This is a genomic window from Pseudomonas marginalis, assembly GCF_008692035.1.
Taxonomy (GTDB): domain Bacteria; phylum Pseudomonadota; class Gammaproteobacteria; order Pseudomonadales; family Pseudomonadaceae; genus Aquipseudomonas; species Aquipseudomonas marginalis.
Genome location: NZ_VTFG01000002.1, coordinates 1321937 through 1343136, shown reverse-complemented (window position 1 = coordinate 1343136; position 21200 = coordinate 1321937). Strand labels below are relative to the sequence as shown.

The following is a 21200-nucleotide window of genomic DNA, read 5'->3' as shown; positions in this document are numbered from 1 at the left end:
CAGCGGGGGTAGGGGTTACTCACCCTCATCAAAGAAGTTGTTGATCAGCGCCACCAGGGCGTCCATTGCTTCCTGCTCTTGCTCGCCCTCGGTGCTCAAATGAATCTTGGTGCCCTTGCCGGCCGCCAACATCATCATCGCCATGATGCTTTTGCCATCGACCATGCTCTCAGGTGTACGCCCGGCGCGGATCTGGCAAGGGAACTGCCCGGCAATACCGACGAATTTGGCCGAGGCACGGGCATGCAGGCCCAGCTTGTTGATGATTTCAATTTCCAGAGCGGGCATCGCGGGGGTGTTCCTTTCAGCTAAGGTCGCGGTGGCGAACCTGGACGTTCTTGAGGGTTTGTTGCAGCACCTGGCCCAGGCGCTCGGTCAGGTAGACAGAGCGGTGGTGACCGCCGGTGCAGCCGATGGCAATGGTGACATAGGCTCGGTTGCTCGCGGCAAAGCGCGGCAACCATTTGAGCAGGTAGCTGGAAATGTCCTGGAACATCTCCTCCACATCCGGTTGCGCGGCCAGGTAATCGGCCACAGGCTGATCCAGCCCCGACTGGTCGCGCAGTTCCGGCTTCCAATAAGGATTGGGCAGGCAGCGCACGTCGAACACCAGGTCGGCATCCACCGGCATGCCACGCTTGAAACCAAAGGACTCGACCAGAAATGCCGTGCCAGGCTCCGGCTGGTTCAGCAGGCGGAGCTTGATGGCATCGCGCAACTGGTACAGGTTGAGGCTGGTGGTGTTGATCTTGAGGTCGGCGAGGTCAATGATCGGCCCCAGCAGCTTGGTTTCGTCCTCGATGGCTTCGGCCAGGGAACGGTGCGGGCTGCTGAGGGGGTGACGTCGGCGGGTCTCTGAGAAGCGCTTGAGCAGGGTTTCTTCGTCGGCGTCCAGATACAGCACATCGCAATGAATGTGCTTGGCGCGCACCTCTTCGAGCAATTCCGGAAAGCGCGTGAGGTGGCTCGGCAGGTTGCGGGCGTCAATCGAAACGGCGACCAGGGGCTGGGCCAATTCGGTATGGATCAGTGCCCGTTCCGCCAATTCCGGGAGCAGGCCGGCGGGCAGGTTGTCGATGCAATAGAAGCCGTTGTCCTCAAGGACGTTGAGGGCGGTACTTTTACCCGAGCCGGAGCGGCCGCTGACGATGATCAAACGCATGATTACTGCCCGTTTTGCTCATCCAGGACAACTTGATACAGCGCCTCGTTGCTACTGGCACTGCGCAGTTTGTCGCGTACTTCCTTGCGGTCGAGCATGCTTGCGATCTGCCTAAGCAGTTCCAGGTGTGCGTCGGTGGCGGCCTGTGGGACCAGCAGAACAAACAGCAGGTCTACCGGGGCGCCGTCGATCGCGTCGAAATCGATAGGTGCGTCCAGGTGCAGCAGGGCGCTGACAGGTGTCTCGCAGCCTTTGAGGCGGCAGTGGGGAATGGCGATGCCGTTGCCAAAACCGGTGGAGCCGAGTTTTTCACGGGCAATCAGAGCCTCAAAGACATCTTGCATCTCCAGCTCAGGCACTTGGCTGCTGATCAGGTTGGCAATTTGTTCGAGGGCTTTCTTCTTGCTGCCGCCCGGCACGTTCACGAGGGAACGGCCGGGGGTCAGGATGGTTTCAAGTCGGATCATGGGGGGAGAGTTAACGACCTGTGCCCTGGAGCAGGCTCAGATTCTTTTCCTTATGCTTTTTGAGTTGGCGGTCAAGCTTGTCGGTGAGCAAGTCGATTGATGCATACATGTCTTCATGTTCGGCATTGGCGACCACTTCTCCACCGGGTATCTGAAGAGTCGCTTCGATTTTCTGCTGAAGCTTGTCGACCTTCATGATGACCTGCACGTTGGTGATCTTGTCGAAATGACCCTCAAGCTTCCTCAGCTTCTGCTCGACGTAGTCGCGTAGTGGAGGGGTGACTTCTACATGGTGTCCACTGATGTTGACTTGCATACAGCTTCTCCTTCGTTGCCAGTGCATAAAGCGGCGGGTAGGAATACCCGCCACTGGAACGCTGTGGCCCGCCCGTCACATCAAACGCTTACGCTCGCTGGAAGGCGCGATCCCAAGGGACTCGCGGTACTTGGCGACGGTTCGACGGGCGACCTGAATGCCTTGTGCCTCCAGTAAACCAGCGATCTTGCTGTCACTCAACGGCTTTTTCTGATTTTCCGCAGCAACCAGTTTTTTGATGATTGCGCGGATCGCCGTGGACGAGCATTCGCCGCCTTCGGATGTGCTGACATGACTGGAGAAAAAGTATTTCAGCTCATATATGCCCCGTGGGGTATGCATGAATTTTTGTGTGGTCACCCGGGAAATCGTCGATTCGTGCATGCCCACCGCTTCTGCGATGTCGTGCAGGACCAGCGGTTTCATCGCCTCGTCACCATATTCCAGGAAGCCGCGCTGATGCTCGACGATCTGGGTGGCCACTTTCATCAGGGTTTCGTTGCGGCTCTGCAGGCTCTTGATGAACCAGCGCGCTTCCTGCAACTGGTTGCGCATGAAGGTGTTATCGGCGCTGGTGTCGGCACGGCGCACAAAACCGGCATATTGCGGGTTGACCCGCAGGCGCGGCACCGACTCCTGGTTCAGTTCCACCAACCAGCGCTCGTTGTCCTTGCGCACGATCACGTCGGGAACGACGTATTCGGCTTCGCTGGACTCGATCTGCGAGCCTGGACGCGGGTTGAGGCTTTGCACCAGCTCGATGACCTGGCGCAGGTCGTCTTCCTTGAGCTTCATGCGCCGCATCAACTGGCTATAGTCGCGGCTGCCCAGCAGGTCGATATAGTCGGTGACCAGGCGCAGGGCCTCGGCGAGCCATGGGGTCTTGGCGGGCAGCTGGCGCAGTTGCAGCAGCAGGCATTCGCTCAGGTTGCGGGCACCGATGCCGGCGGGCTCGAACTGTTGGATGCGGTGCAGGACCGCTTCGATTTCGTCCAGCTCGATGTCCAGTTCCGGGTCGAAGGCCTCGAGAATCTCTTCGAGGGTCTCGTCCAGGTAACCCTGGTTATTGATGCAGTCGATCAGGGTCACGGCGATCAGGCGATCGGTGTCCGACATCGGCGCGAGGTTCAGTTGCCACAGCAGATGGCTCTGCAGGCTCTCGCCGGCGGAAGTGCGGGTGGTGAAGTCCCACTCGTCATCGTCATTGCTGGGCAGGCTGCTGGCGCTGGTCTGGTAGACGTCCTCCCAGGCGGTGTCCACCGGGAGTTCGTTGGGAATGCGTTCGTTCCAATCGCCTTCCTCAAGGTTATCCACCGTGGGGGCGGTTTCCTGGTAGGAGGGTTCCTGTACGTCGGAATTGGGTTTTTGCTCGATGTTGTCGGCCAATGGGTCTGCATTATCGAAGTCGTCGCCTTCTTCCTGGCGTTCGAGCATCGGATTGGACTCCAGGGCCTCCTGGATTTCCTGTTGCAGGTCCAGGGTCGACAATTGGAGCAGGCGGATGGCCTGTTGCAGCTGCGGTGTCATCGTCAGCTGCTGGCCCATTCTCAGGACTAGCGATGGTTTCATGGCAGGGGCTTAACACCTTATTCGCCGGCGCAATGCGCCATCCACGACAGGGCGCGTGAGCGCCAAACATAAGCAAATTATATGCCTGATATCGGGGGCTTTGCCTAGAGCGCGGTAACAATAAAAATCCGGAGGTTTTCATTGACTCCCGCGCATCGGGCAAACGACCTGCCACCGCCTTGTTTTTGCAGGCGGCCTTACAGGCGGAACTCGTGACCCAGGTACACTTCCTTGACCAGTTCGTTGGCCAGGATGGTGGCAGAGTCGCCCTCGGCGATCAGCTGGCCATCGTTGACGATATACGCGGTTTCGCAGATATCGAGGGTCTCACGCACGTTGTGGTCGGTGATCAGTACACCGATCCCCTTGGCCTTGAGGTGGTGGATGATCTGCTTGATGTCGCCGACCGAGATAGGGTCGACGCCGGCAAACGGTTCGTCCAGCAGGATGAACTTGGGGGCAGTGGCCAGGGCGCGGGCGATTTCCACGCGACGACGCTCACCACCGGACAGGCTCATGCCAAGGTTGTCGCGAATGTGGTTGATGTGGAATTCCTGCAGCAGGCTTTCCAATTCTTTGCGGCGGCCTTCACGGTCGAGTTCCTTGCGGGTTTCAAGGATGGCCATGATGTTGTCGGATACCGACAGCTTGCGGAAGATCGACGCTTCCTGCGGAAGATAGCCGATACCTGCGCGGGCACGGCCGTGCATTGGCTGGTGGCTCACATCCAGGTCGTCGATCAGTACGCGACCTTGGTCCGCCTGGACCAGGCCGACGATCATGTAGAAGCAGGTGGTCTTGCCGGCGCCGTTAGGGCCAAGCAAGCCGACGATCTGGCCGCTGTCGATCGACAGGCTGACGTCGCGCACGACCTGACGGCTTTTATAGGCCTTGGCCAGATGCTGGGCTTTCAGGGTTGCCATTACTCGGCCTTCTTCTTCGGCTGGATAACCATGTCGATACGTGGGCGTGGCGCGGTGACCTTGCTGCCATTGGCGCGACCGGCGTTGGCGATCTGCTTCACGGTGTCATAGGTGATCTTCTCGCCTTCCGTGGAGTTGCCATCGGGGCTGAGTACCTTGGCCTGGTCGATCAGCACGATGCGATTCTGCTGGGCGTGATACTGGATGGTCTTGCCGTAGCCCTTCATCGGGCCGGTGTCGGTAGCCGACTGCTTCTGTTCGAAGTACGCCAGGTTGCCCACCGAAGTCACTACGTCGATATCGCCCGCCTGGGTGCGCGTCAGTGTCACCGTGTTGCCGGTGATCTTCATCGAGCCCTGGGTGATGATCACGCCGCCGGTATAGGTGGCGACGCCTTGCTTGTCATCCAGTTGCGCATCGTCAGCCGAGATGTGGATCGGTTGCTGGCTATCGTTCGGCAGAGCCCAGGCGCTCACGCTTCCCAGTGCTGCGCCCAGACCGAGCAAAATAGGGAGAGTTTTAACGAGCCTCATACTGTCCTCTTACGTTCGATAGCAGGTGTATCCTGCTTTCTTTCAAATACGCTTTCATTCCCTTGCCAGTCGATACACCGCCAGCGCCGTCGATTCTAACGTCTTGCTCGGTCTGCGCATATTGCTTCTGTGGGAATACGGTCATGCGACTGCTGGTAATCACGGTGTCACGTTTTTTGGCGTCAGTGCGCGCAACGCGTACCGAGTCAATCAGTTCTACCTCGGTGCCGTCCGGGTTCACCTCGCCACGCTTGCTCGTGACATGCCATGGGAACTCGGTGCCGCGGTACAGGTTCAGGTCCGGGTTAGTCAGCAGGGTGACTTCGGTGGCCTTCAAATGCTCGACTTTGTCCGAGGTCATTTCGTACTGCACCTTGCCGTCAGGCAGGAACTGCACGCTGTAGGCATTGGTTGCGTAATAGTCGATAGCCCCTTCTTCAACCTGCGCTGCAGGCTGGTCGAGGAAGCGCCCCGGGCTGATATTCCAGTAGCCCACCGCGAGGAACAGCGCGGCGATGACTCCGAATAGCAGGAAGTTGCGAATCTTTTTACTCAGCATAAAACGCTCTATAGGTAGGCGGCGTGGGCCGCTTCAAGACTGCCCTGGGCTCGCAGGATCAGTTCACAGAACTCGCGGGCGGCACCTTCGCCGCCACGGGCGGTGGTGACGCCATGGGCGTGCTCGCGAACAAACGTCGCCGCATTGGCGACGGCCATTCCCAGGCCCACTCGGCGAATGACCGGCAAGTCGGGCAGATCATCGCCCAGATAGGCGACCTGCTCATAGCTTAGGTTGAGTTGGCCAAGAAGCTCGTCCAGAACCACCAGTTTATCCTCGCGGCCCTGATACAGGTGAGGAATACCGAGGTTTTGTGCGCGGCGTTCCACAACGGGGGTTTTTCTGCCGCTGATAATCGCCGTTTGCACGCCCGAAGCCATCAGCATCTTGATGCCCTGGCCGTCGAGGGTATTGAACGTCTTGAGTTCGCTGCCGTCTTCGAGAAAGTACAGGCGGCCATCGGTCAGCACGCCGTCAACGTCGAAAATCGCCAGTTTGATGTGTTTGCCGCGTTGCAACAGGTCGCTGGTCATTTACATCACTCCCGCACGCAGCAAGTCGTGCATGTTCAGGGCGCCCACCGGGTGGTCGTCGCTATCGACCACCACCAGCGCGCCGATCTTGTGGTCTTCCATGATCTTCAATGCTTCGGCTGCCAGCATTTCAGGGCGTGCAGTCTTGCCATGGGGGGTCATCACGGCGTCGATGGTCGCGGTACGGATATCGATGGTGCGGTCCAGGGTGCGGCGCAGGTCACCGTCAGTGAATACCCCGGCCAGGCGCCCGTCGGCTTCCAGGATCACGGTCATGCCCAGGCCCTTGCGGGTCATTTCCATCAGCGCGTCCTTCAGCAGAGTGCCGCGCTGGACGTGGGGCAATTCCTCGCCCGAATGCATGACGTTTTCCACTTTCAGCAGCAGGCGGCGGCCCAGGGCGCCACCCGGGTGGGAAAATGCGAAGTCTTCAGCGGTGAATCCACGGGCTTCCAGCAGCGCCACGGCGAGGGCGTCGCCCATGACCAGGGCGGCGGTGGTGGAGGAGGTCGGCGCCAGGTTCAGCGGGCAGGCCTCGTGGTCCACGTGAACATTCAGGTTCACGTCGGCGGCCTTGGCCAGGGTGGATTCCGGGTTGCCGGTGAGGCTGATCATCTTGATGCCCAGGCGCTTGATCAGCGGCAGCAGGGTCACGATTTCGTTGGTGGTGCCGGAGTTGGACAGCGCCAGGATGATGTCATCCTTGGTGATCATGCCCATGTCGCCGTGGCTGGCTTCGGCCGGATGCACGAAAAATGCGGTGGTCCCGGTGCTGGCCAGGGTGGCGGCGATCTTGTTGCCGACGTGGCCCGATTTGCCCATGCCGACCACGACAACACGGCCCTTGCTGGCCAGGATCATCTCGCAGGCGCGTACGAAATCTGCGTCGATATGGGCCAGCAAGCCTTCTACGGCTTCAACTTCGAGGCGGATGGTGCGTTGCGCGGATTGAATAAGGTCGCTGGATTGGCTCATGTCTGAAGTCGTATAGCCTGACGAAAAGTCGGCGATTATAGCGGTAATGATCAATTCCCTCACGCAAGTTCGTCAGGCTTTATTCAACGAATGCCTGAGATCGATCCTCAGTAACATAGCCAGCAACGTTTTTTCCCTGTCCTTAAACTGAACTAGCGCAGTTCCGGCCTTGGGCGCCCTGTACCAGCAGTGATATAGTTCGCCGCCAGTTCGGTCCGCCCAGCCCATGTGGCTATCTATATGCGTCACCGTTGCAAACGTTTGTCGCATGCATGGTGTCTGAGTGAGAGGCTGCATCCCAAGGAGTTTAGATGAGTGCCGATAACGCCTACGCGGTCGAGCTGAAGGGACTGACCTTCAAGCGCGGGACGCGCAGCATCTTCAATAACGTCGATATTCGCATTCCCCGCGGCAAGGTCACGGGCATCATGGGGCCGTCCGGTTGCGGCAAGACCACGCTGCTGCGTCTGATGGGCATGCAATTGCGCCCCAGCGCCGGTGAAGTATGGGTCAACGGCCAGAACCTGCCGACACTGTCGCGCAGCGATCTGTTCGATGCGCGCAAGCATATGGGGGTGCTGTTCCAGAGCGGTGCGCTGTTTACCGACCTCGATGTGTTCGAGAACGTGGCGTTTCCGTTGCGGGTGCATACCCAGCTGTCCGATGAAATGATTCGTGACATTGTGTTGCTGAAATTGCAGGCCGTGGGCCTTCGCGGCGCCATCGACCTGATGCCCGACGAACTGTCCGGCGGCATGAAGCGCCGCGTGGCCCTGGCGCGCGCCATTGCCCTCGACCCGCAGATCCTCATGTACGACGAGCCCTTCGTCGGCCAGGATCCGATTGCCATGGGCGTGCTGGTACGCCTGATCCGTCTGCTCAACGATGCGCTGGGTATCACCAGCATCGTGGTCTCCCACGACCTTGCAGAAACCGCGAGCATTGCCGATTACCTTTATGTAGTCGGCGATGGCCAGGTGCTGGGGCAGGGTACGCCTGAAGAGCTGATGAACGCCGACAACCCGCGTATTCGCCAATTCATGACCGGCGATCCCGATGGCCCTGTGCCTTTTCACTTTCCGGCAGCGGATTACCGCTCAGACCTTCTGGGGAAGCGCTGATGCGCAAGACATCTCTCATCGAGAAGGTTCGCCTTTTCGGTCGATCCGGTATCGACATCGTCGAAGTGCTGGGCCGCTCGACGATTTTCCTGTTTCACGCGTTGCTCGGCCGCGGTGGCATTGGTGGCGGCTTCGGCCTGTTGATCAAGCAACTGCATTCGGTGGGCGTGATGTCCCTGGTGATCATTGTCGTCTCCGGGGTGTTCATCGGGATGGTGCTGGCGTTGCAGGGCTTCAATATCCTGTCCAGCTACGGTTCGGAGCAGGCGGTGGGGCAGATGGTTGCCCTGACGCTGCTGCGTGAACTGGGGCCGGTCGTGACCGCGTTGCTGTTCGCCGGGCGTGCGGGTTCTGCGTTGACCGCCGAAATCGGCAACATGAAGTCCACCGAGCAGTTGTCCAGCCTGGAAATGATCGGCGTGGACCCGCTCAAGTACATTGTTGCCCCGCGCCTGTGGGCCGGCTTTATTTCCCTGCCTTTGCTGGCGATGATCTTCAGCGTGGTTGGTATCTGGGGCGGCTCGTGGGTGGCGGTGGACTGGCTGGGCGTCTATGACGGCTCCTACTGGGCCAACATGCAAAACAGCGTGACCTTCAGCGGTGACGTGCTCAACGGCATCATAAAGAGCATCGTCTTCGCCTTTGTAGTGACCTGGATCGCCGTATTCCAAGGCTACGACTGTGAGCCCACTTCAGAAGGGATCAGTCGCGCCACCACCAAGACCGTTGTGTACGCCTCGTTGGCAGTACTGGGCCTTGACTTCATTTTGACCGCCTTGATGTTTGGAGATTTCTGATGCAAAACCGCACTGTGGAAATCGGTGTCGGCCTTTTCTTGCTGGCTGGCATCCTGGCTTTACTGTTGCTGGCCCTGCGAGTCAGCGGCCTTTCGGCCAGCCCCACCGCCGATACTTATAAACTTTACGCGTACTTCGACAATATCGCCGGTTTGACTGTCAGAGCTAAAGTGACCATGGCCGGTGTGACTATCGGCAAGGTCACGGCAATCGATCTGGATCGCGACAGCTTCACCGGTCGAGTGACGATGCAACTGGACAAGAAGGTAGATAATCTGCCGACCGACTCCACTGCATCTATCCTCACTGCGGGCCTGCTGGGCGAGAAGTACATCGGTGTCAGCGTGGGCGGGGAAACAGCCCTGCTCAAGGATGGCTCGACCATCCACGACACGCAGTCGTCGCTGGTACTTGAAGACCTGATCGGTAAATTCCTGCTCAATACGGTCAATAAAGACGCCAAATGAGGAATCTGTACATGATCTCTACCTTGCGACGTGGCCTCCTGGTACTGCTGGCAGCGCTGCCGTTGATGGCCAACGCAGCGGGTTCTGCGCACGAACTGGTGCAGGACACTACCAACAAGATGTTGGCTGACCTGACAGCCAATAAAGAGCAGTACAAGCAAGACCCGAGCAAATTCTACGAGGCGCTGAACAGCATCGTGGGCCCGGTCGTCGATGCTGAAGGCATTTCTCGCAGCATCATGACGGTCAAATATTCGCGCAAGGCCACTCCTGCGCAAATGCAGACGTTCCAGGAGAACTTCAAGCGCGGCCTGTTCCAGTTCTATGGCAACGCTTTGCTCGAGTACAACAACCAGGGCATTACCGTCGCTCCCGCCGGGGATGAGTCGGGTGACCGCACCAGTGTCAACATGAGCGTCAAGGGCAACAATGGTGCCGTCTACCCTGTGCAGTACACGCTGGAGAAGATCAATGGCGAGTGGAAACTGCGCAATGTGATCATCAACGGCATCAACATCGGCAAGCTGTTCCGTGACCAGTTCGCCGACGCGATGCAGCGCAATGGCAACGACCTGGACAAAACCATCAATGGTTGGGCCGGTGAGGTCGCCAAGGCCAAGGAAGAGACCGATAAAGCCGCCGGGAAGCCTGCGCAATGACCGAGTCGGCTGTTCGTCTCGGCGACGCGGGCGAGCTGTTCCTCAGCGGCGTGCTGGATTACCGCACCGGGCCTGACCTGCGCAAGCAGGGCCAGGCGCTGATCAAGACCAGCACGGCCCCTGCGCTGGTGCTGGATTGCTCGGCGGTAACCAAGTCCAGCAGTGTCGGCTTGTCGTTGCTGCTGTGTTTCATGCGCGATGCCGAAGCGGCCAAAAAGTCGGTCACCCTTCGTGCATTGCCCGAAGACATGCGTGAAATCGCCGAAGTTTCCGGTTTGACCGAGCTGTTGGCGCATCCTTAATACACACTATCGATAAAGCCCCCCGTCAGAGTCCTGCTATGCGGGGTTCGCAGGCGCGGGGCTTTTTTGTATGATGTGCGACCCGTGCGCACTGGGCGCCGATAGAGGTTGATCATGCAGGCCCTAGAAGTTAAGAGCTTTCTCGAAGGAAAGCTGCCGGATACGAACGTAGAAGTTGAAGGCGAAGGCTGCAACTTCCAGCTGAACGTGATTAGCGATGAACTGGCGGCACTCAGCCCGGTCAAGCGTCAGCAGCAGATCTATGCCCATTTGAACCCGTGGATCACCGATGGCAGCATCCACGCGGTCACTATGAAATTTTTCAGCCGCGCGGCCTGGGCCGAGCGCACCTGAGCCCCCAAGGCGTCGAGATTCTTATGGATAAATTGATTATTACCGGCGGTGCCCGCCTTGATGGCGAGATTCGCATTTCCGGTGCGAAAAACTCTGCCTTGCCGATCCTGGCTGCGACCCTGCTGTGCGATGGCCCTGTGACCGTGGCCAACCTGCCGCACCTGCACGACATCACCACCATGATCGAGCTGTTTGGTCGCATGGGTATCGAGCCGGTAATCGACGAGAAGCTGTCCGTCGAAATCGACCCGCGCACCATCAAGACCCTGATCGCCCCGTACGAACTGGTGAAGACCATGCGTGCGTCGATCCTGGTACTGGGCCCGATGGTCGCTCGTTTCGGCGAAGCCGAAGTCGCATTGCCTGGCGGTTGCGCCATTGGCTCGCGTCCGGTGGACCTGCACATCCGTGGCCTTGAGGCCATGGGCGCGACCATCGACGTCGAAGGCGGCTACATCAAGGCCAAGGCGCCGGAAGGCGGCCTGCGTGGCGCCAACTTCTTCTTTGATACCGTCAGTGTGACCGGTACCGAGAACATCATGATGGCTGCCGCCCTGGCCAACGGCCGCAGTGTGCTGCAAAACGCTGCGCGCGAGCCTGAAGTGGTCGACCTGGCCAACTTCCTGATCGCCATGGGCGCCAACATCACCGGCGCCGGCACCGACACCATCACCATCGACGGTGTGAAACGCCTGCACCCGGCCACCTACAAAGTGATGCCGGACCGTATCGAGACCGGTACCTACCTGGTTGCTGCCGCCGTCACCGGTGGTCGCGTCAAGGTCAAGGACACCGATCCGACCATCCTGGAAGCGGTCCTGGAAAAACTGCGCGAAGCCGGTGCCGAAATCACCACCGGTGAAGACTGGATCGAGCTGAACATGCACGGCAAGCGGCCAAAAGCCGTCAACGTGCGTACCGCTCCGTACCCGGCGTTCCCGACCGACATGCAGGCGCAGTTCATCTCCTTGAACGCCATTGCCGAAGGCACGGGTGCCGTGATCGAGACCATCTTCGAAAACCGCTTCATGCACGTGTACGAACTGCACCGCATGGGCGCGAAGATCCAGGTCGAAGGCAACACTGCCATCGTGACCGGCACCGAGAAGCTCAAGGGCGCGCCAGTCATGGCCACCGACCTGCGCGCTTCTGCCAGCCTGGTGATCTCGGCGCTGATCGCCGAAGGCGATACCCTGATCGACCGCATCTACCACATCGACCGTGGTTACGAGTGCATCGAAGAAAAACTGCAGATGCTCGGCGCGAAAATCCGCCGCGTACCGGGCTAGTCCCACTGCATTGTAGGAGCGAGCTTGCTCGCGAAGAACTCGTGGGCACCGCGTTGAGTCTGAATAAACGCGTTATCGTTGACGTTTTTCGCGAGCAAGCTCGCTCCTACAGACACTGGTTTGTTTCAAATCGAGGCTGTCATGGCCTCGATCTGTGTCTGGCGCCGTTTGCGACCGGACAGCAATAGCCTGATGAAGGACTGACGTTTCCCATGTTGACCATTGCACTGTCCAAGGGCCGCATCCTTGACGACACTTTGCCGCTTCTGGCTGAAGCGGGCATCGTGCCGACCGAGAATCCGGACAAGAGCCGCAAGCTGATCATCCCGACGACCCAGGACGACGTTCGCCTGCTGATCGTACGGGCTACCGACGTGCCGACCTATGTTGAACATGGCGCGGCCGACCTCGGTGTCGCCGGTAAAGACGTGTTGATGGAATACGGCGGCCAAGGCCTGTACGAGCCGCTGGACCTGCGCATTGCCCTGTGCAAGCTGATGACCGCCGGCCGTGTCGGTGATGTCGAGCCTAAAGGCCGCCTGCGCGTGGCCACCAAGTTCGTCAACGTCGCCAAGCGCTACTACGCCGAGCAAGGCCGCCAGGTCGACATCATCAAGCTCTACGGCTCGATGGAGCTGGCGCCGCTGATCGGCCTGGCCGACAAGATCATCGACGTGGTCGACACCGGCAACACCCTGCGTGCCAACGGTCTCGAACCACAGGACTTTATCGCCGACATCAGCTCTCGGCTGATCGTCAACAAAGCGTCGATGAAGATGCAGCACGCCCGTATCCAGGCGTTGATCGACACCCTGCGCAAGGCAGTGGAGTCTCGACACCGCGGTTGACTCACCCGCGTAGCTGAAAAGCTGCGCCCGTCTATCCGCCTCATAGCCAGAATTCTCAGGTGCCCAAGCGGAAACGACTGCTAGTTTAGGGCGCCTGAGTTTTTGCCAATTCTATTGAGGCCCTCGCTATGACCACGTCCACTGCAATTGCCCGACTCAACGCTGCCGACCCGGATTTCGCCCATCATCTGGATCATCTGCTGAGCTGGGAAAGCGTGTCCGACGACTCGGTCAACCAGCGGGTCCTCGACATTATCAAGGCCGTGCGCGAGCGCGGTGATGCGGCCCTGGTGGATTTCACCCGGCAGTTCGACGGTCTGGACGTCAAGTCCATGTCCGACCTGATCCTGCCCCGCGAACGCCTGGAACTGGCCCTGACGCGCATCACCGCGCCCCAGCGCCAGGCCCTCGAAGTCGCCGCGACCCGAGTGCGCAGCTACCACGAAAAACAGAAGCAGGATTCCTGGAGCTACACCGAGGCCGACGGCACCGTACTGGGCCAGAAGGTCACACCGCTTGACCGTGCCGGCTTGTACGTGCCGGGTGGTAAAGCCTCGTACCCCTCGTCGGTATTGATGAACGCGATTCCCGCCAAGGTGGCCGGCGTGACCGAAGTGGTCATGGTGGTACCGACCCCGCGCGGTGAAATCAACGAACTGGTACTGGCTGCCGCCTGCATTGCCGGTGTCGACCGCGTGTTCACCATCGGCGGTGCCCAAGCGGTTGCCGCCCTGGCTTATGGCACTGAAAGCGTGCCGAAGGTCGACAAGGTGGTCGGCCCCGGCAACATCTACGTGGCCACTGCCAAGCGCCACGTGTTCGGCCAGGTCGGTATCGACATGATCGCCGGCCCGTCGGAAATTCTCGTGGTGTGCGACGGCCAGACCGATCCGGACTGGATCGCCATGGACCTGTTCTCCCAGGCCGAGCACGACGAGGACGCCCAGGCGATCCTGGTCAGCCCGGACGCCGAGTTCCTCGACAAGGTCGCCGCCAGCATCAATAAGCTGCTGCCGACCATGGACCGCGCCGAGATCATCGAGAAGTCGATCAATGGCCGTGGCGCGCTGATCCTGGTGCGTGACATGGAACAGGCCATCGAAGTGGCCAACCGTATCGCGCCGGAGCACCTGGAGCTGTCCGTGGCCGATCCACAGGCCTGGCTGCCGTCGATTCGCCATGCGGGTGCGATCTTCATGGGCCGCCACACCAGCGAAGCCCTGGGCGACTACTGCGCCGGCCCCAACCACGTGCTGCCGACGTCCGGCACCGCGCGCTTCTCGTCGCCGCTGGGGGTGTATGACTTCCAGAAGCGTTCGTCGATCATCTTCTGCTCGCCACAAGGCGCTTCCGAATTGGGCAAGACCGCTTCGGTGCTGGCCCGTGGTGAATCCTTGAGCGCCCACGCCCGTAGCGCTGAGTATCGAATCCTGGAAGAGGGGAAATAACACATGAGCAAATTCTGGAGCCCCTTCGTCAAGGACCTCGTGCCTTATGTGCCCGGCGAGCAACCGAAGCTGACCAGACTGGTCAAGCTCAACACCAATGAAAACCCCTACGGCCCGTCGCCCAAGGCGCTGGCTGCGATGCAGGCCGAGTTGAACGACAACCTGCGCCTGTACCCGGACCCCAACAGCGACCTGCTCAAGCAGGCCGTGGCCAAGTACTACGGGATCGACGCCGGCAAGGTGTTCCTCGGTAACGGCTCCGACGAAGTCCTGGCGCACATCTTCCACGGCCTGTTCCAGCACGAGCTGCCGTTGCTGTTCCCGGATATCAGCTACAGCTTCTATCCGGTGTACTGCGGCCTCTACGGCATCAAGTCCGACCCGGTGCCGTTGGACGAGCAGTTCCAGATCCGCGTAGCGGACTATGCCAGGCCCAACGGCGGGATCATCTTCCCCAACCCGAACGCGCCCACCGGCTGCGTGCTGGCGCTGGACGCCGTAGAGCAGATCCTCAAGGCCAGCCCGGATTCGGTGGTGGTGGTCGATGAAGCCTATATCGACTTTGGCGGCGAAACAGCCATCAGCCTGGTGGACCGTTACCCGAACCTGCTGGTGACCCAGACCCTGTCCAAATCGCGCTCACTGGCCGGTTTGCGCGTGGGCCTGGCCGTGGGCCACCCGGACCTCATCGAAGCGCTGGAGCGGGTCAAGAACAGCTTCAACTCCTACCCGCTGGATCGCCTGGCGATTGTCGGCGCGGCGGCGGCGTTCGAGGACCGGGCGTACTTCGACAAGACGTGCCAACTGGTCATCGACAACCGCAACAAGGTGGTCGCGCAACTGGAAGGTAAAGGCTTTGAAGTGTTGCCGTCAGCGGCCAACTTCATCTTTGCCCGCCACCCGCGGCACGACGCAGCCGGCCTGGCGGCCAAGCTGCGTGAGCAAGGGGTGATCGTGCGGCACTTCAAGCAGGAGCGGATTGCCCAGTTCCTGCGGATCAGCATCGGTACGCCGGAGCAGAACCAGGCGCTGATCGATGGGTTGGGTGAGCTCTAAGCCAAACTGAAGATCAAAAAATGTGGGAGGGGGCTTGCCCCCGATAGCGGTGTGTCAGTCAGCTAATGAATTGACTGACACACTGCCATCGGGAGCAAGCCCCCTCCCACATTAGGTTCTGCCATATGTGTTAGATCAGCGGCTCATCCGGCTTCTTGTTCTTCCAGCCATCATTGCCCGGCAGCAACAGGTTCAGGCCAATCGCTACCACCGCACACAGGGCAATGCCCTTCAGGCCGAAGTCATCCGGACCGGTCCCGGTCCCCACCAGCACCCCACCAATCCCGAACACCAGGGTTACCGACACAATCACCAGATTGCGCGCCTCACCCAGGTCAATCCTGTGGCGGATCAAGGTGTTCATCCCCACCGCGGCAATCGAGCCGAACAGCAGGCACAGGATCCCGCCCATCACCGGTACCGGGATGCTTTGCAGCAGTGCACCGAATTTGCCGATGAACGCCAGGCTGATGGCAAACACTGCCGCCCAGGTCATGATCTTCGGGTTGTAGTTCTTGGTCAGCATCACCGCGCCCGTCACTTCGGCGTAGGTGGTGTTCGGCGGGCCGCCAAACAGGCCGGCGGCCGTGGTGGCGATCCCGTCACCGAGCAGGGTGCGGTGCAGGCCAGGCTTCTTCAGGTAGTCGCGACCGGTCACGCTGCCCACCGCAATTACGCCGCCGATATGTTCGATCGCCGGGGCCAGGGCCACCGGGACGATAAACAGGATCGCTTGCCAGTTGAACTCCGGCGCGGTGAAGTGGGGCAGGGCGAACCACGGGGCGGCGGCGATCTTCGCCGTGTCGACCACGCCGAAGTAGAACGCCATGGCAAAGCCCACCAGCACGCCGGAGATGATCGGCACCAGGCGGAAAATGCCCTTGCCGAACACCGCGACGATCAACGTGGTCAGCAGCGCCGGCATCGAGATCATCATCGCCGTCTGGTAATGAATCAACTCGGCGCCATCGCCGGATTTACCCATCGCCATGTTCGCGGCAATCGGTGCCATGGCCAGGCCGATGGAAATGATCACCGGGCCGATCACCACAGGTGGCAACAGGCGGTCGATGAAACCGGTGCCTTTGATCTTCACGGCCAGGCCGAGGAAGGTATAGACAAAACCGGCCGCCATCACCCCGCCCATGGTCGCCGCGAGGCCGAACTGGCCCTTGGCAAGAATGATCGGGGTAATGAAGGCAAAGCTCGACGCCAGGAAGACCGGCACCTGCCGTCCTGTCACCAGTTGGAACAACAACGTGCCCAGGCCGGCGGTGAACAGGGCGACGTTTGGATCAAGACCTGTGATCAGTGGCATCAACACCAGCGCGCCAAATGCTACGAAGAGCATCTGTGCGCCAGACAGGATCTGGCGCCAAAGCGGGTCGTTGAACTCATCCTGCATGCTCACGCGTCCTTCTGCTTGGTGCCGAAGATCTTGTCACCGGCATCGCCCAGGCCTGGGATGATGTAACCGTGTTCGTTCAGGCGCTCGTCGATGGAGGCGGTGTAGATCTGTACATCCGGGTGGGCTTTCTCGACGGCGGCGATGCCTTCGGGCGCGGCCACCAGCACCATGGCACGGATGTCCCGGCAACCGGCTTTTTTCAGCAGGTCGATGGTGGCAACCATGGAGCTGCCGGTAGCGAGCATCGGGTCGATGATCATGGCCAGGCGCTCGTTGATTTCCGGTACGAGTTTTTCCAGGTAGGTGTGGGCCTGCAGGGTTTCTTCGTTGCGGGCGACGCCGACGGCGCTGACCTTGGCGCCCGGGATCAGGCTGAGCACGCCTTCGAGCATGCCGATACCGGCACGCAGGATCGGCACCACGGTAATTTTCTTACCGGCGATTTTCTCGACCTGGACGGTGCCAGCCCAACCTTCGATGTCGTAGGTTTCCAGGGGCAAATCTTTGGTGGCTTCGTAAGTGAGCAGCGCTCCAACTTCCTGAGCAAGCTCACGGAAATTCTTCGTGCTGATGTCGGCACGGCGCATAAGGCCGAGTTTGTGTCGGATCAGCGGGTGGCGGATCTCGCGAGTGGGCATGGGAAAGGCTCCGGCGGCGGGCAAAAAAACCGGCCTAGATTAATCTATCCGAGGGTGTTGTCCTATAGACATCTAGTACGTTAGTCCATTAAGGCTTGCTCGGAGCGCATGAGAAGCGTACCTTCGCCCGCTTTTCTTGCCACAGCACCCCTTGGAGAGCGCCATGTCCGCTGATCTCGAGCATATCCGTCAAATCATGCGCGAGGCTGACTGCCTGTACACCGAAGCGCAAGTCGAAGCAGCGATCGCCAAGGTCGGCGCACACATCACTCGCGAGATGGCCGACACCAACCCGGTGGTCTTCTGCGTGATGAACGGTGGCCTGATCTTCGCCGGCAAATTGCTGACTCACCTGCAGTTCCCGTTGGAAGCGTCCTACCTGCACGCCACTCGTTATCGCAACGAAACCAGCGGCGGCGACCTGTTCTGGAAAGCCAAGCCGGAAGTTTCGTTCATCGACCGCGACGTGCTGATCATCGACGACATCCTCGATGAGGGCCACACCCTGGGCGCGATCATCGACTTCTGCAAACACGCTGGCGCACGTAAGGTGCACACCGCCGTGCTGATCGACAAAGACCACGACCGCAAGGCCCGTCCCGAGTTGAAAGCCGATTTCGTCGGCCTGCCGTGCATCGATCGCTACATCTTCGGTTACGGTATGGATTACAAGGGCTACTGGCGCAACGCCAATGGAATCTACGCCGTCAAAGGTATGTAACCCATGACTCGCTTTCTTGATCAGACGCTGTTTGCCGAGTTGGCCGAGAAAGCGGGCGCCAGCCTCCGTGGCCGGCATCATCACAACTTTCATCAGATGGAAGAGCCGTGCCATCGCCTGGCCGTGGGCCTGCAGCCCAGCACCTACGTGCCGCCCCATCGGCACTTGAGCGCGGACAAGGCGGAAACCTTGCTGGTCCTCCAGGGGCGCTTGGGCTTGCTGGTGTTCAGCGACACCGGCGAGGTGCTTGCCAAGCGCGTGATGCAGGCCGGCGGCGAATGCTCGGGCGTCGACCTGCCGCCCGGCGTGTTCCATGGCCTGGTGGTGCTCGCCCCCGACACGGTGATGTTCGAGTGCAAGGCCGGGCCTTATCGGCCGGTGGGCGAAGGCGAACTGGCCGATTGGGCGCCCCGTGAAGGCGACGTCAACGTGGCCGAGTATCAACGCTGGATGCTTGCCCAGTTCGATTGAGCTACAGTGCTGGGCCACCTCTTGCGGAGCGGCCCATGAGCCTGTTGATACGCACCTGCGCCGCCCTGGCGTTGACCCTCAGTCTGCCGCTGGCTGCGGCGCCTGCGCCGATGCATGCGCAGTTCCTGCCGCCGGACGATCTGACCCTGCGCGCCGAAACCCCTGACCAGCAGCAACTGCTGCAAGTCACCGAGTATGCGGTGGTGGTGGGCAACCAGCGTCAATCCACGCAACAGCCGATCCCGGTGACCTCGCCGCTGATGATCCGTCTCAAGGGCAAGTCCCTGAACAAAGGCGCGACTATCAGCCAGGTGGTGCTCAACTTCGATGCCGAAAGCAAAAGCCTGAAAAAGCCGGTATACGATGACAAGAGCAAAACCTTGACCCTGTCCTACCCGGTGGCCCAGTACCGAGTGATTGTCGACCTGCTGCGCAATGACACGGTGTATGTGCAGTTCCTCAGTTACGCCAACGGGCATGTCTGGGCGGATGTGCATACCGGTGCTGTTCGTAGCAAATAGCAAAAACACTGAAGAACCAATGTGGGAAGGGCTTGCCCCCGGCCGCATTGGTTCTTCACCGCTTTCGAAGCCTGCGCCTCGCAGGTAGACTTCAAATCCCGTGTAAATGTCTGCTGGCTGGAGTCGGTAATGCGTAAAGATAAGAAACAGGTGATTGGTGACGAGATCGGCGACGACCAGATCAAGTTGTTCCTGGACTTCGAGCCGGTTGACGCGACGTCCCCGTCCCTGCACAAACTGATCAAGGCCTACCGTGGCCTGCGTATCGACGACTTCGAACGCTTCCTGGTTTTCTTCAAGGCGGCCGGTTTGGACCTGGATGGCAAGGATGAGCACGGCCAGACGTTTGTCGACCTGATCAAGGACCAGCGCAACGCCGCCGACTATATCGAGCTGATCGACAACGCCCGCGGCTGATTATTCCTGGGCATAAAAAAACGCCCCGTTCTCATCGCGAGAACGGGGCGTTTTTCATGGCCGCAATGCCTTAGGCGTAGCTCTCGGCCTCGTTGCTCTGCTCAACCAGTTCGAGGCTGATGTTGTTCTGCGCGTTGATCTTGCGATACAGCTCGGCATCAGTCTCCAGGACCTTCTCCCGCGCCGGGAAGATCTCGTGCAGCTTGGTCGCCCATTCACCGGCAGCTTTCTGCGGGAAGCAACGCTCGATCAATTCCAGCATGATCGACACCGTCACCGAGGCGCCCGGCGAGGCACCCAGCAGCGCAGCCAGCGAACCGTCCTTGGCCGCGACCAGCTCGGTGCCAAATTGCAGCACGCCGCCTTTCTTCGGGTCTTTCTTGATGATCTGCACCCGTTGGCCGGCCACTTCCAGGCGCCAGTCTTCGGCTTTCGCTTCAGGGTAGAAGCGACGCAGGGATTCCAGGCGCTGCTCCATGGACTGCATCACTTCGCTGACCAAGTACTTGGTCAGGTCCATGTTGTCGCGGGCCACGGCCAGCATCGGGCCAATATTGCCGGCGCGAACCGACAGCGGCAGGTCGAGGAACGAGCCGTGCTTGAGGAACTTGGTGGTGAAGCCGGCGTAGGGCCCGAACAGCAGGGATTTCTTGCCGTCGACTACGCGGGTGTCCAGGTGCGGCACGGACATCGGCGGCGAGCCCACGGCAGCCTGGCTGTAGACCTTGGCCTGGTGGTGCTTGACCACTTCCGGGTTGTCGCAACGCAGCCACTGGCCGCTGACCGGGAAACCGCCAAACCCTTTGCTTTCTTCGATACCCGAGGCCTGCAGCAGCGGCAGGGCCGCGCCACCGGCGCCGAGGAACACGAACTTGGCGTCCACTTCGCGGCTGTTGCCGCTGTTGACGTCCTTGATGCTCACGGTCCAGCCCGCGCCGTTACGCTTGAGGCCGGTCACGCGCTTGCTGTACTTGACCTGGGCGTCCGGTGAGCTGGTCAGGTGAGTGAGCAACTGGTTGGTCAGGGCGCCGAAGTTGACGTCGGTGCCGTTCATCACGCGGGTGGCCGCGATTTTTTCGTCGAGCGGGCGCCCCGGCATCATCAGCGGCATCCACTCGGCCATTTCGCTGCGGTCTTCGGTGTAGTGCATGTCCGAGAACGCATGGTGCTGGCTGAGGGTTTCAAAGCGCTTCCTGAGGAACTCCACGCCTTTTTCGCCCTGCACGAAGCTCAGGTGCGGCACCGGGCTGATAAAGGACTTGGACGAGCCAAAGGTGCCCTTCCTGGTCAGGTAGGCCCAGAACTGCTTCGACACCTCGAACTGGGTGTTGATGTGCACGGCTTTCTTGATGTCGATGGAGCCATCGGCGGCCTGGGGCGTGTAGTTCAGCTCACACAGCCCGGCGTGGCCGGTACCGGCGTTGTTCCACGGGTTGGAACTTTCCGCGGCACCCGAGTCCATTAGCTCAACGACTTCCAGCTTGAGGCCGGGGTCGAGCTCTTTAAGCAGTACGGCCAGGGTGGCACTCATGATGCCGGCCCCTACCAGTACTACGTCGACTGCTTCGTTATGCGCCATTTAACGCGTCTCCAAAATCTGCAGCACCAAATTGACGGCATGGCTGCCAGGAGTGACGGGGCGTTTC

General features: G+C 60.2%; 27 protein-coding genes. 14 read left to right on the top strand and 13 right to left on the bottom strand.

Translation table 11 applies throughout. The annotated features are described in order from the left end of the window. Positions 1–15 precede the first annotated feature (15 nt). The 10 genes from FX984_RS26415 to FX984_RS26370 form a co-directional block, all read right to left on the bottom strand. Complete coding sequence (locus tag FX984_RS26415; RefSeq protein WP_027604815.1) at positions 16–288, bottom strand: HPr family phosphocarrier protein; 273 nt, start codon at positions 286–288, stop codon at positions 16–18. Between the two features lie 16 nt (positions 289–304). Further along, positions 305–1162, bottom strand: a complete 858-nt coding sequence (gene rapZ / locus FX984_RS26410; RefSeq protein WP_027604814.1) for an RNase adapter RapZ — start codon at positions 1160–1162, stop codon at positions 305–307. Between the two features lie 2 nt (positions 1163–1164). Continuing rightward, positions 1165–1629: a PTS IIA-like nitrogen regulatory protein PtsN gene (gene ptsN / locus FX984_RS26405; protein ID WP_027604813.1), complete on the bottom strand. Its 465-nt coding sequence runs from the start codon at positions 1627–1629 to the stop codon at positions 1165–1167. 10 nt (positions 1630–1639) lie between these two features. Then, positions 1640–1945 (bottom strand): ribosome hibernation-promoting factor, HPF/YfiA family, encoded by a 306-nt coding sequence (gene hpf, locus FX984_RS26400; protein WP_027604812.1) that lies wholly within the window; start codon positions 1943–1945, stop codon positions 1640–1642. Positions 1946–2020: 75 nt separating this feature from the next. Further along, positions 2021–3514, bottom strand: coding sequence for an RNA polymerase factor sigma-54 (locus tag FX984_RS26395; RefSeq protein ID WP_146476047.1), 1494 nt, complete (start codon positions 3512–3514; stop codon positions 2021–2023). Positions 3515–3711: 197 nt separating this feature from the next. Then, positions 3712–4437 carry an LPS export ABC transporter ATP-binding protein gene (lptB, locus tag FX984_RS26390; RefSeq protein ID WP_027604810.1) on the bottom strand — a complete coding sequence of 242 codons (726 nt, stop codon included), beginning with the start codon at positions 4435–4437 and terminating at the stop codon, positions 3712–3714. After that, complete coding sequence (gene lptA / locus FX984_RS26385; RefSeq protein ID WP_027604809.1) at positions 4437–4970, bottom strand: lipopolysaccharide transport periplasmic protein LptA; 534 nt, start codon at positions 4968–4970, stop codon at positions 4437–4439. The genes lptB and lptA overlap by 1 nt, the downstream gene beginning before the upstream one ends. Next, positions 4957–5529 (bottom strand): LPS export ABC transporter periplasmic protein LptC, encoded by a 573-nt coding sequence (lptC, locus tag FX984_RS26380; protein ID WP_027604808.1) that lies wholly within the window; start codon positions 5527–5529, stop codon positions 4957–4959. Before lptC ends, lptA begins: the two co-directional genes overlap by 14 nt. 8 nt (positions 5530–5537) lie before the next feature. Further along, the gene (locus FX984_RS26375) at positions 5538–6062 is read right to left on the bottom strand and encodes a KdsC family phosphatase (RefSeq protein WP_146476045.1); all 525 of its coding nucleotides are present in this window, start codon (positions 6060–6062) and stop codon (positions 5538–5540) included. After that, positions 6063–7037: a KpsF/GutQ family sugar-phosphate isomerase gene (locus FX984_RS26370; RefSeq protein WP_027604806.1), complete on the bottom strand. Its 975-nt coding sequence runs from the start codon at positions 7035–7037 to the stop codon at positions 6063–6065. Between the two features lie 311 nt (positions 7038–7348). Between FX984_RS26370 and FX984_RS26365 the strand changes: the two genes are divergently transcribed. From FX984_RS26365 to hisC, 10 genes are all read left to right on the top strand, one after another. Beyond that, positions 7349–8158 carry an ATP-binding cassette domain-containing protein gene (locus FX984_RS26365; protein ID WP_003171811.1) on the top strand — a complete coding sequence of 270 codons (810 nt, stop codon included), beginning with the start codon at positions 7349–7351 and terminating at the stop codon, positions 8156–8158. After that, a complete protein-coding gene (gene mlaE / locus FX984_RS26360; RefSeq protein WP_010213107.1) occupies positions 8158–8955 on the top strand; it encodes a lipid asymmetry maintenance ABC transporter permease subunit MlaE in 798 nt (265 codons plus the stop codon). The genes FX984_RS26365 and mlaE overlap by 1 nt, the downstream gene beginning before the upstream one ends. Beyond that, complete coding sequence (mlaD, locus tag FX984_RS26355; protein ID WP_003171814.1) at positions 8955–9422, top strand: outer membrane lipid asymmetry maintenance protein MlaD; 468 nt, start codon at positions 8955–8957, stop codon at positions 9420–9422. Before mlaE ends, mlaD begins: the two co-directional genes overlap by 1 nt. Positions 9423–9433: 11 nt before the next feature. After that, positions 9434–10081 (top strand): MlaC/ttg2D family ABC transporter substrate-binding protein, encoded by a 648-nt coding sequence (locus tag FX984_RS26350; RefSeq protein WP_065938535.1) that lies wholly within the window; start codon positions 9434–9436, stop codon positions 10079–10081. Next, positions 10078–10383, top strand: coding sequence for an STAS domain-containing protein (locus FX984_RS26345; protein ID WP_065924287.1), 306 nt, complete (start codon positions 10078–10080; stop codon positions 10381–10383). The genes FX984_RS26350 and FX984_RS26345 overlap by 4 nt, the downstream gene beginning before the upstream one ends. Before the next feature lie 114 nt (positions 10384–10497). Beyond that, positions 10498–10737 (top strand): BolA family protein, encoded by a 240-nt coding sequence (locus FX984_RS26340; protein WP_027604803.1) that lies wholly within the window; start codon positions 10498–10500, stop codon positions 10735–10737. A 23-nt stretch (positions 10738–10760) separates the two neighbouring features. Further along, positions 10761–12026 carry a UDP-N-acetylglucosamine 1-carboxyvinyltransferase gene (gene murA / locus FX984_RS26335; RefSeq protein ID WP_024073479.1) on the top strand — a complete coding sequence of 422 codons (1266 nt, stop codon included), beginning with the start codon at positions 10761–10763 and terminating at the stop codon, positions 12024–12026. 212 nt (positions 12027–12238) lie between these two features. Continuing rightward, on the top strand, positions 12239–12874 hold the full coding sequence (hisG, locus tag FX984_RS26330; RefSeq protein ID WP_003188599.1) for an ATP phosphoribosyltransferase: 636 nt from the start codon (positions 12239–12241) through the stop codon (positions 12872–12874). A gap of 128 nt (positions 12875–13002) precedes the next feature. Further along, a complete protein-coding gene (hisD, locus tag FX984_RS26325) occupies positions 13003–14322 on the top strand; it encodes a histidinol dehydrogenase (RefSeq protein ID WP_065924286.1) in 1320 nt (439 codons plus the stop codon). 3 nt (positions 14323–14325) lie between these two features. Continuing rightward, positions 14326–15378 (top strand): histidinol-phosphate transaminase, encoded by a 1053-nt coding sequence (gene hisC, locus FX984_RS26320; protein ID WP_027604800.1) that lies wholly within the window; start codon positions 14326–14328, stop codon positions 15376–15378. 130 nt (positions 15379–15508) lie between these two features. Here the strand turns inward: hisC and FX984_RS26315 are convergent, their stop codons facing one another. Continuing rightward, positions 15509–16783 carry a uracil-xanthine permease family protein gene (locus FX984_RS26315; protein ID WP_027604799.1) on the bottom strand — a complete coding sequence of 425 codons (1275 nt, stop codon included), beginning with the start codon at positions 16781–16783 and terminating at the stop codon, positions 15509–15511. A 2-nt stretch (positions 16784–16785) separates the two neighbouring features. Next, positions 16786–17424: a uracil phosphoribosyltransferase gene (gene upp / locus FX984_RS26310; protein WP_027604798.1), complete on the bottom strand. Its 639-nt coding sequence runs from the start codon at positions 17422–17424 to the stop codon at positions 16786–16788. A gap of 163 nt (positions 17425–17587) precedes the next feature. Here upp and FX984_RS26305 point away from each other — a divergent pair, with 163 nt between their 5' ends. The 4 genes from FX984_RS26305 to FX984_RS26290 all read left to right on the top strand — a co-directional run bounded on the left by FX984_RS26305 (position 17588) and on the right by FX984_RS26290 (position 19554). Continuing rightward, positions 17588–18145, top strand: a complete 558-nt coding sequence (locus FX984_RS26305; protein ID WP_027604797.1) for a hypoxanthine-guanine phosphoribosyltransferase — start codon at positions 17588–17590, stop codon at positions 18143–18145. 3 nt (positions 18146–18148) lie between these two features. Next, positions 18149–18616, top strand: a complete 468-nt coding sequence (locus FX984_RS26300) for a WbuC family cupin fold metalloprotein (protein WP_098480369.1) — start codon at positions 18149–18151, stop codon at positions 18614–18616. Between the two features lie 35 nt (positions 18617–18651). Next, positions 18652–19137 (top strand): hypothetical protein, encoded by a 486-nt coding sequence (locus FX984_RS26295; RefSeq protein ID WP_027604795.1) that lies wholly within the window; start codon positions 18652–18654, stop codon positions 19135–19137. Between the two features lie 129 nt (positions 19138–19266). Next, the gene (locus tag FX984_RS26290; RefSeq protein ID WP_027604794.1) at positions 19267–19554 is read left to right on the top strand and encodes a PA4642 family protein; all 288 of its coding nucleotides are present in this window, start codon (positions 19267–19269) and stop codon (positions 19552–19554) included. Positions 19555–19624: 70 nt separating this feature from the next. Here the strand turns inward: FX984_RS26290 and mqo are convergent, their stop codons facing one another. After that, positions 19625–21133, bottom strand: a complete 1509-nt coding sequence (mqo, locus tag FX984_RS26285) for a malate dehydrogenase (quinone) (protein ID WP_027604793.1) — start codon at positions 21131–21133, stop codon at positions 19625–19627. Positions 21134–21200 lie beyond the last annotated feature (67 nt).

What these genes read in the sequence shown, in the direction of transcription:
- lptB (WP_027604810.1), bottom strand. Translation starts at nt 4,437, where the DNA reads ATGGCAACCCTGAAAGCCCAGCATCTGGCCAAGGCCTATAAAAGCCGT.
- FX984_RS26370 (WP_027604806.1), bottom strand. Translation starts at nt 7,037, where the DNA reads ATGAGCCAATCCAGCGACCTTATTCAATCCGCGCAACGCACCATCCGC.
- FX984_RS26300 (WP_098480369.1), top strand. Translation starts at nt 18,149, where the DNA reads ATGACTCGCTTTCTTGATCAGACGCTGTTTGCCGAGTTGGCCGAGAAA.
- FX984_RS26375 (WP_146476045.1), bottom strand. Translation starts at nt 6,062, where the DNA reads ATGACCAGCGACCTGTTGCAACGCGGCAAACACATCAAACTGGCGATT.
- hisC (WP_027604800.1), top strand. Translation starts at nt 14,326, where the DNA reads ATGAGCAAATTCTGGAGCCCCTTCGTCAAGGACCTCGTGCCTTATGTG.
- FX984_RS26295 (WP_027604795.1), top strand. Translation starts at nt 18,652, where the DNA reads ATGAGCCTGTTGATACGCACCTGCGCCGCCCTGGCGTTGACCCTCAGT.
- FX984_RS26345 (WP_065924287.1), top strand. Translation starts at nt 10,078, where the DNA reads ATGACCGAGTCGGCTGTTCGTCTCGGCGACGCGGGCGAGCTGTTCCTC.
- FX984_RS26305 (WP_027604797.1), top strand. Translation starts at nt 17,588, where the DNA reads ATGTCCGCTGATCTCGAGCATATCCGTCAAATCATGCGCGAGGCTGAC.
- FX984_RS26395 (WP_146476047.1), bottom strand. Translation starts at nt 3,514, where the DNA reads ATGAAACCATCGCTAGTCCTGAGAATGGGCCAGCAGCTGACGATGACA.
- mlaE (WP_010213107.1), top strand. Translation starts at nt 8,158, where the DNA reads ATGCGCAAGACATCTCTCATCGAGAAGGTTCGCCTTTTCGGTCGATCC.
- murA (WP_024073479.1), top strand. Translation starts at nt 10,761, where the DNA reads ATGGATAAATTGATTATTACCGGCGGTGCCCGCCTTGATGGCGAGATT.
- lptA (WP_027604809.1), bottom strand. Translation starts at nt 4,970, where the DNA reads ATGAGGCTCGTTAAAACTCTCCCTATTTTGCTCGGTCTGGGCGCAGCA.
- ptsN (WP_027604813.1), bottom strand. Translation starts at nt 1,629, where the DNA reads ATGATCCGACTTGAAACCATCCTGACCCCCGGCCGTTCCCTCGTGAAC.
- FX984_RS26365 (WP_003171811.1), top strand. Translation starts at nt 7,349, where the DNA reads ATGAGTGCCGATAACGCCTACGCGGTCGAGCTGAAGGGACTGACCTTC.
- FX984_RS26340 (WP_027604803.1), top strand. Translation starts at nt 10,498, where the DNA reads ATGCAGGCCCTAGAAGTTAAGAGCTTTCTCGAAGGAAAGCTGCCGGAT.
- hisD (WP_065924286.1), top strand. Translation starts at nt 13,003, where the DNA reads ATGACCACGTCCACTGCAATTGCCCGACTCAACGCTGCCGACCCGGAT.
- hisG (WP_003188599.1), top strand. Translation starts at nt 12,239, where the DNA reads ATGTTGACCATTGCACTGTCCAAGGGCCGCATCCTTGACGACACTTTG.
- hpf (WP_027604812.1), bottom strand. Translation starts at nt 1,945, where the DNA reads ATGCAAGTCAACATCAGTGGACACCATGTAGAAGTCACCCCTCCACTA.
- mqo (WP_027604793.1), bottom strand. Translation starts at nt 21,133, where the DNA reads ATGGCGCATAACGAAGCAGTCGACGTAGTACTGGTAGGGGCCGGCATC.
- rapZ (WP_027604814.1), bottom strand. Translation starts at nt 1,162, where the DNA reads ATGCGTTTGATCATCGTCAGCGGCCGCTCCGGCTCGGGTAAAAGTACC.
- upp (WP_027604798.1), bottom strand. Translation starts at nt 17,424, where the DNA reads ATGCCCACTCGCGAGATCCGCCACCCGCTGATCCGACACAAACTCGGC.
- FX984_RS26415 (WP_027604815.1), bottom strand. Translation starts at nt 288, where the DNA reads ATGCCCGCTCTGGAAATTGAAATCATCAACAAGCTGGGCCTGCATGCC.
- FX984_RS26315 (WP_027604799.1), bottom strand. Translation starts at nt 16,783, where the DNA reads ATGCAGGATGAGTTCAACGACCCGCTTTGGCGCCAGATCCTGTCTGGC.
- lptC (WP_027604808.1), bottom strand. Translation starts at nt 5,529, where the DNA reads ATGCTGAGTAAAAAGATTCGCAACTTCCTGCTATTCGGAGTCATCGCC.
- mlaD (WP_003171814.1), top strand. Translation starts at nt 8,955, where the DNA reads ATGCAAAACCGCACTGTGGAAATCGGTGTCGGCCTTTTCTTGCTGGCT.
- FX984_RS26350 (WP_065938535.1), top strand. Translation starts at nt 9,434, where the DNA reads ATGATCTCTACCTTGCGACGTGGCCTCCTGGTACTGCTGGCAGCGCTG.
- FX984_RS26290 (WP_027604794.1), top strand. Translation starts at nt 19,267, where the DNA reads ATGCGTAAAGATAAGAAACAGGTGATTGGTGACGAGATCGGCGACGAC.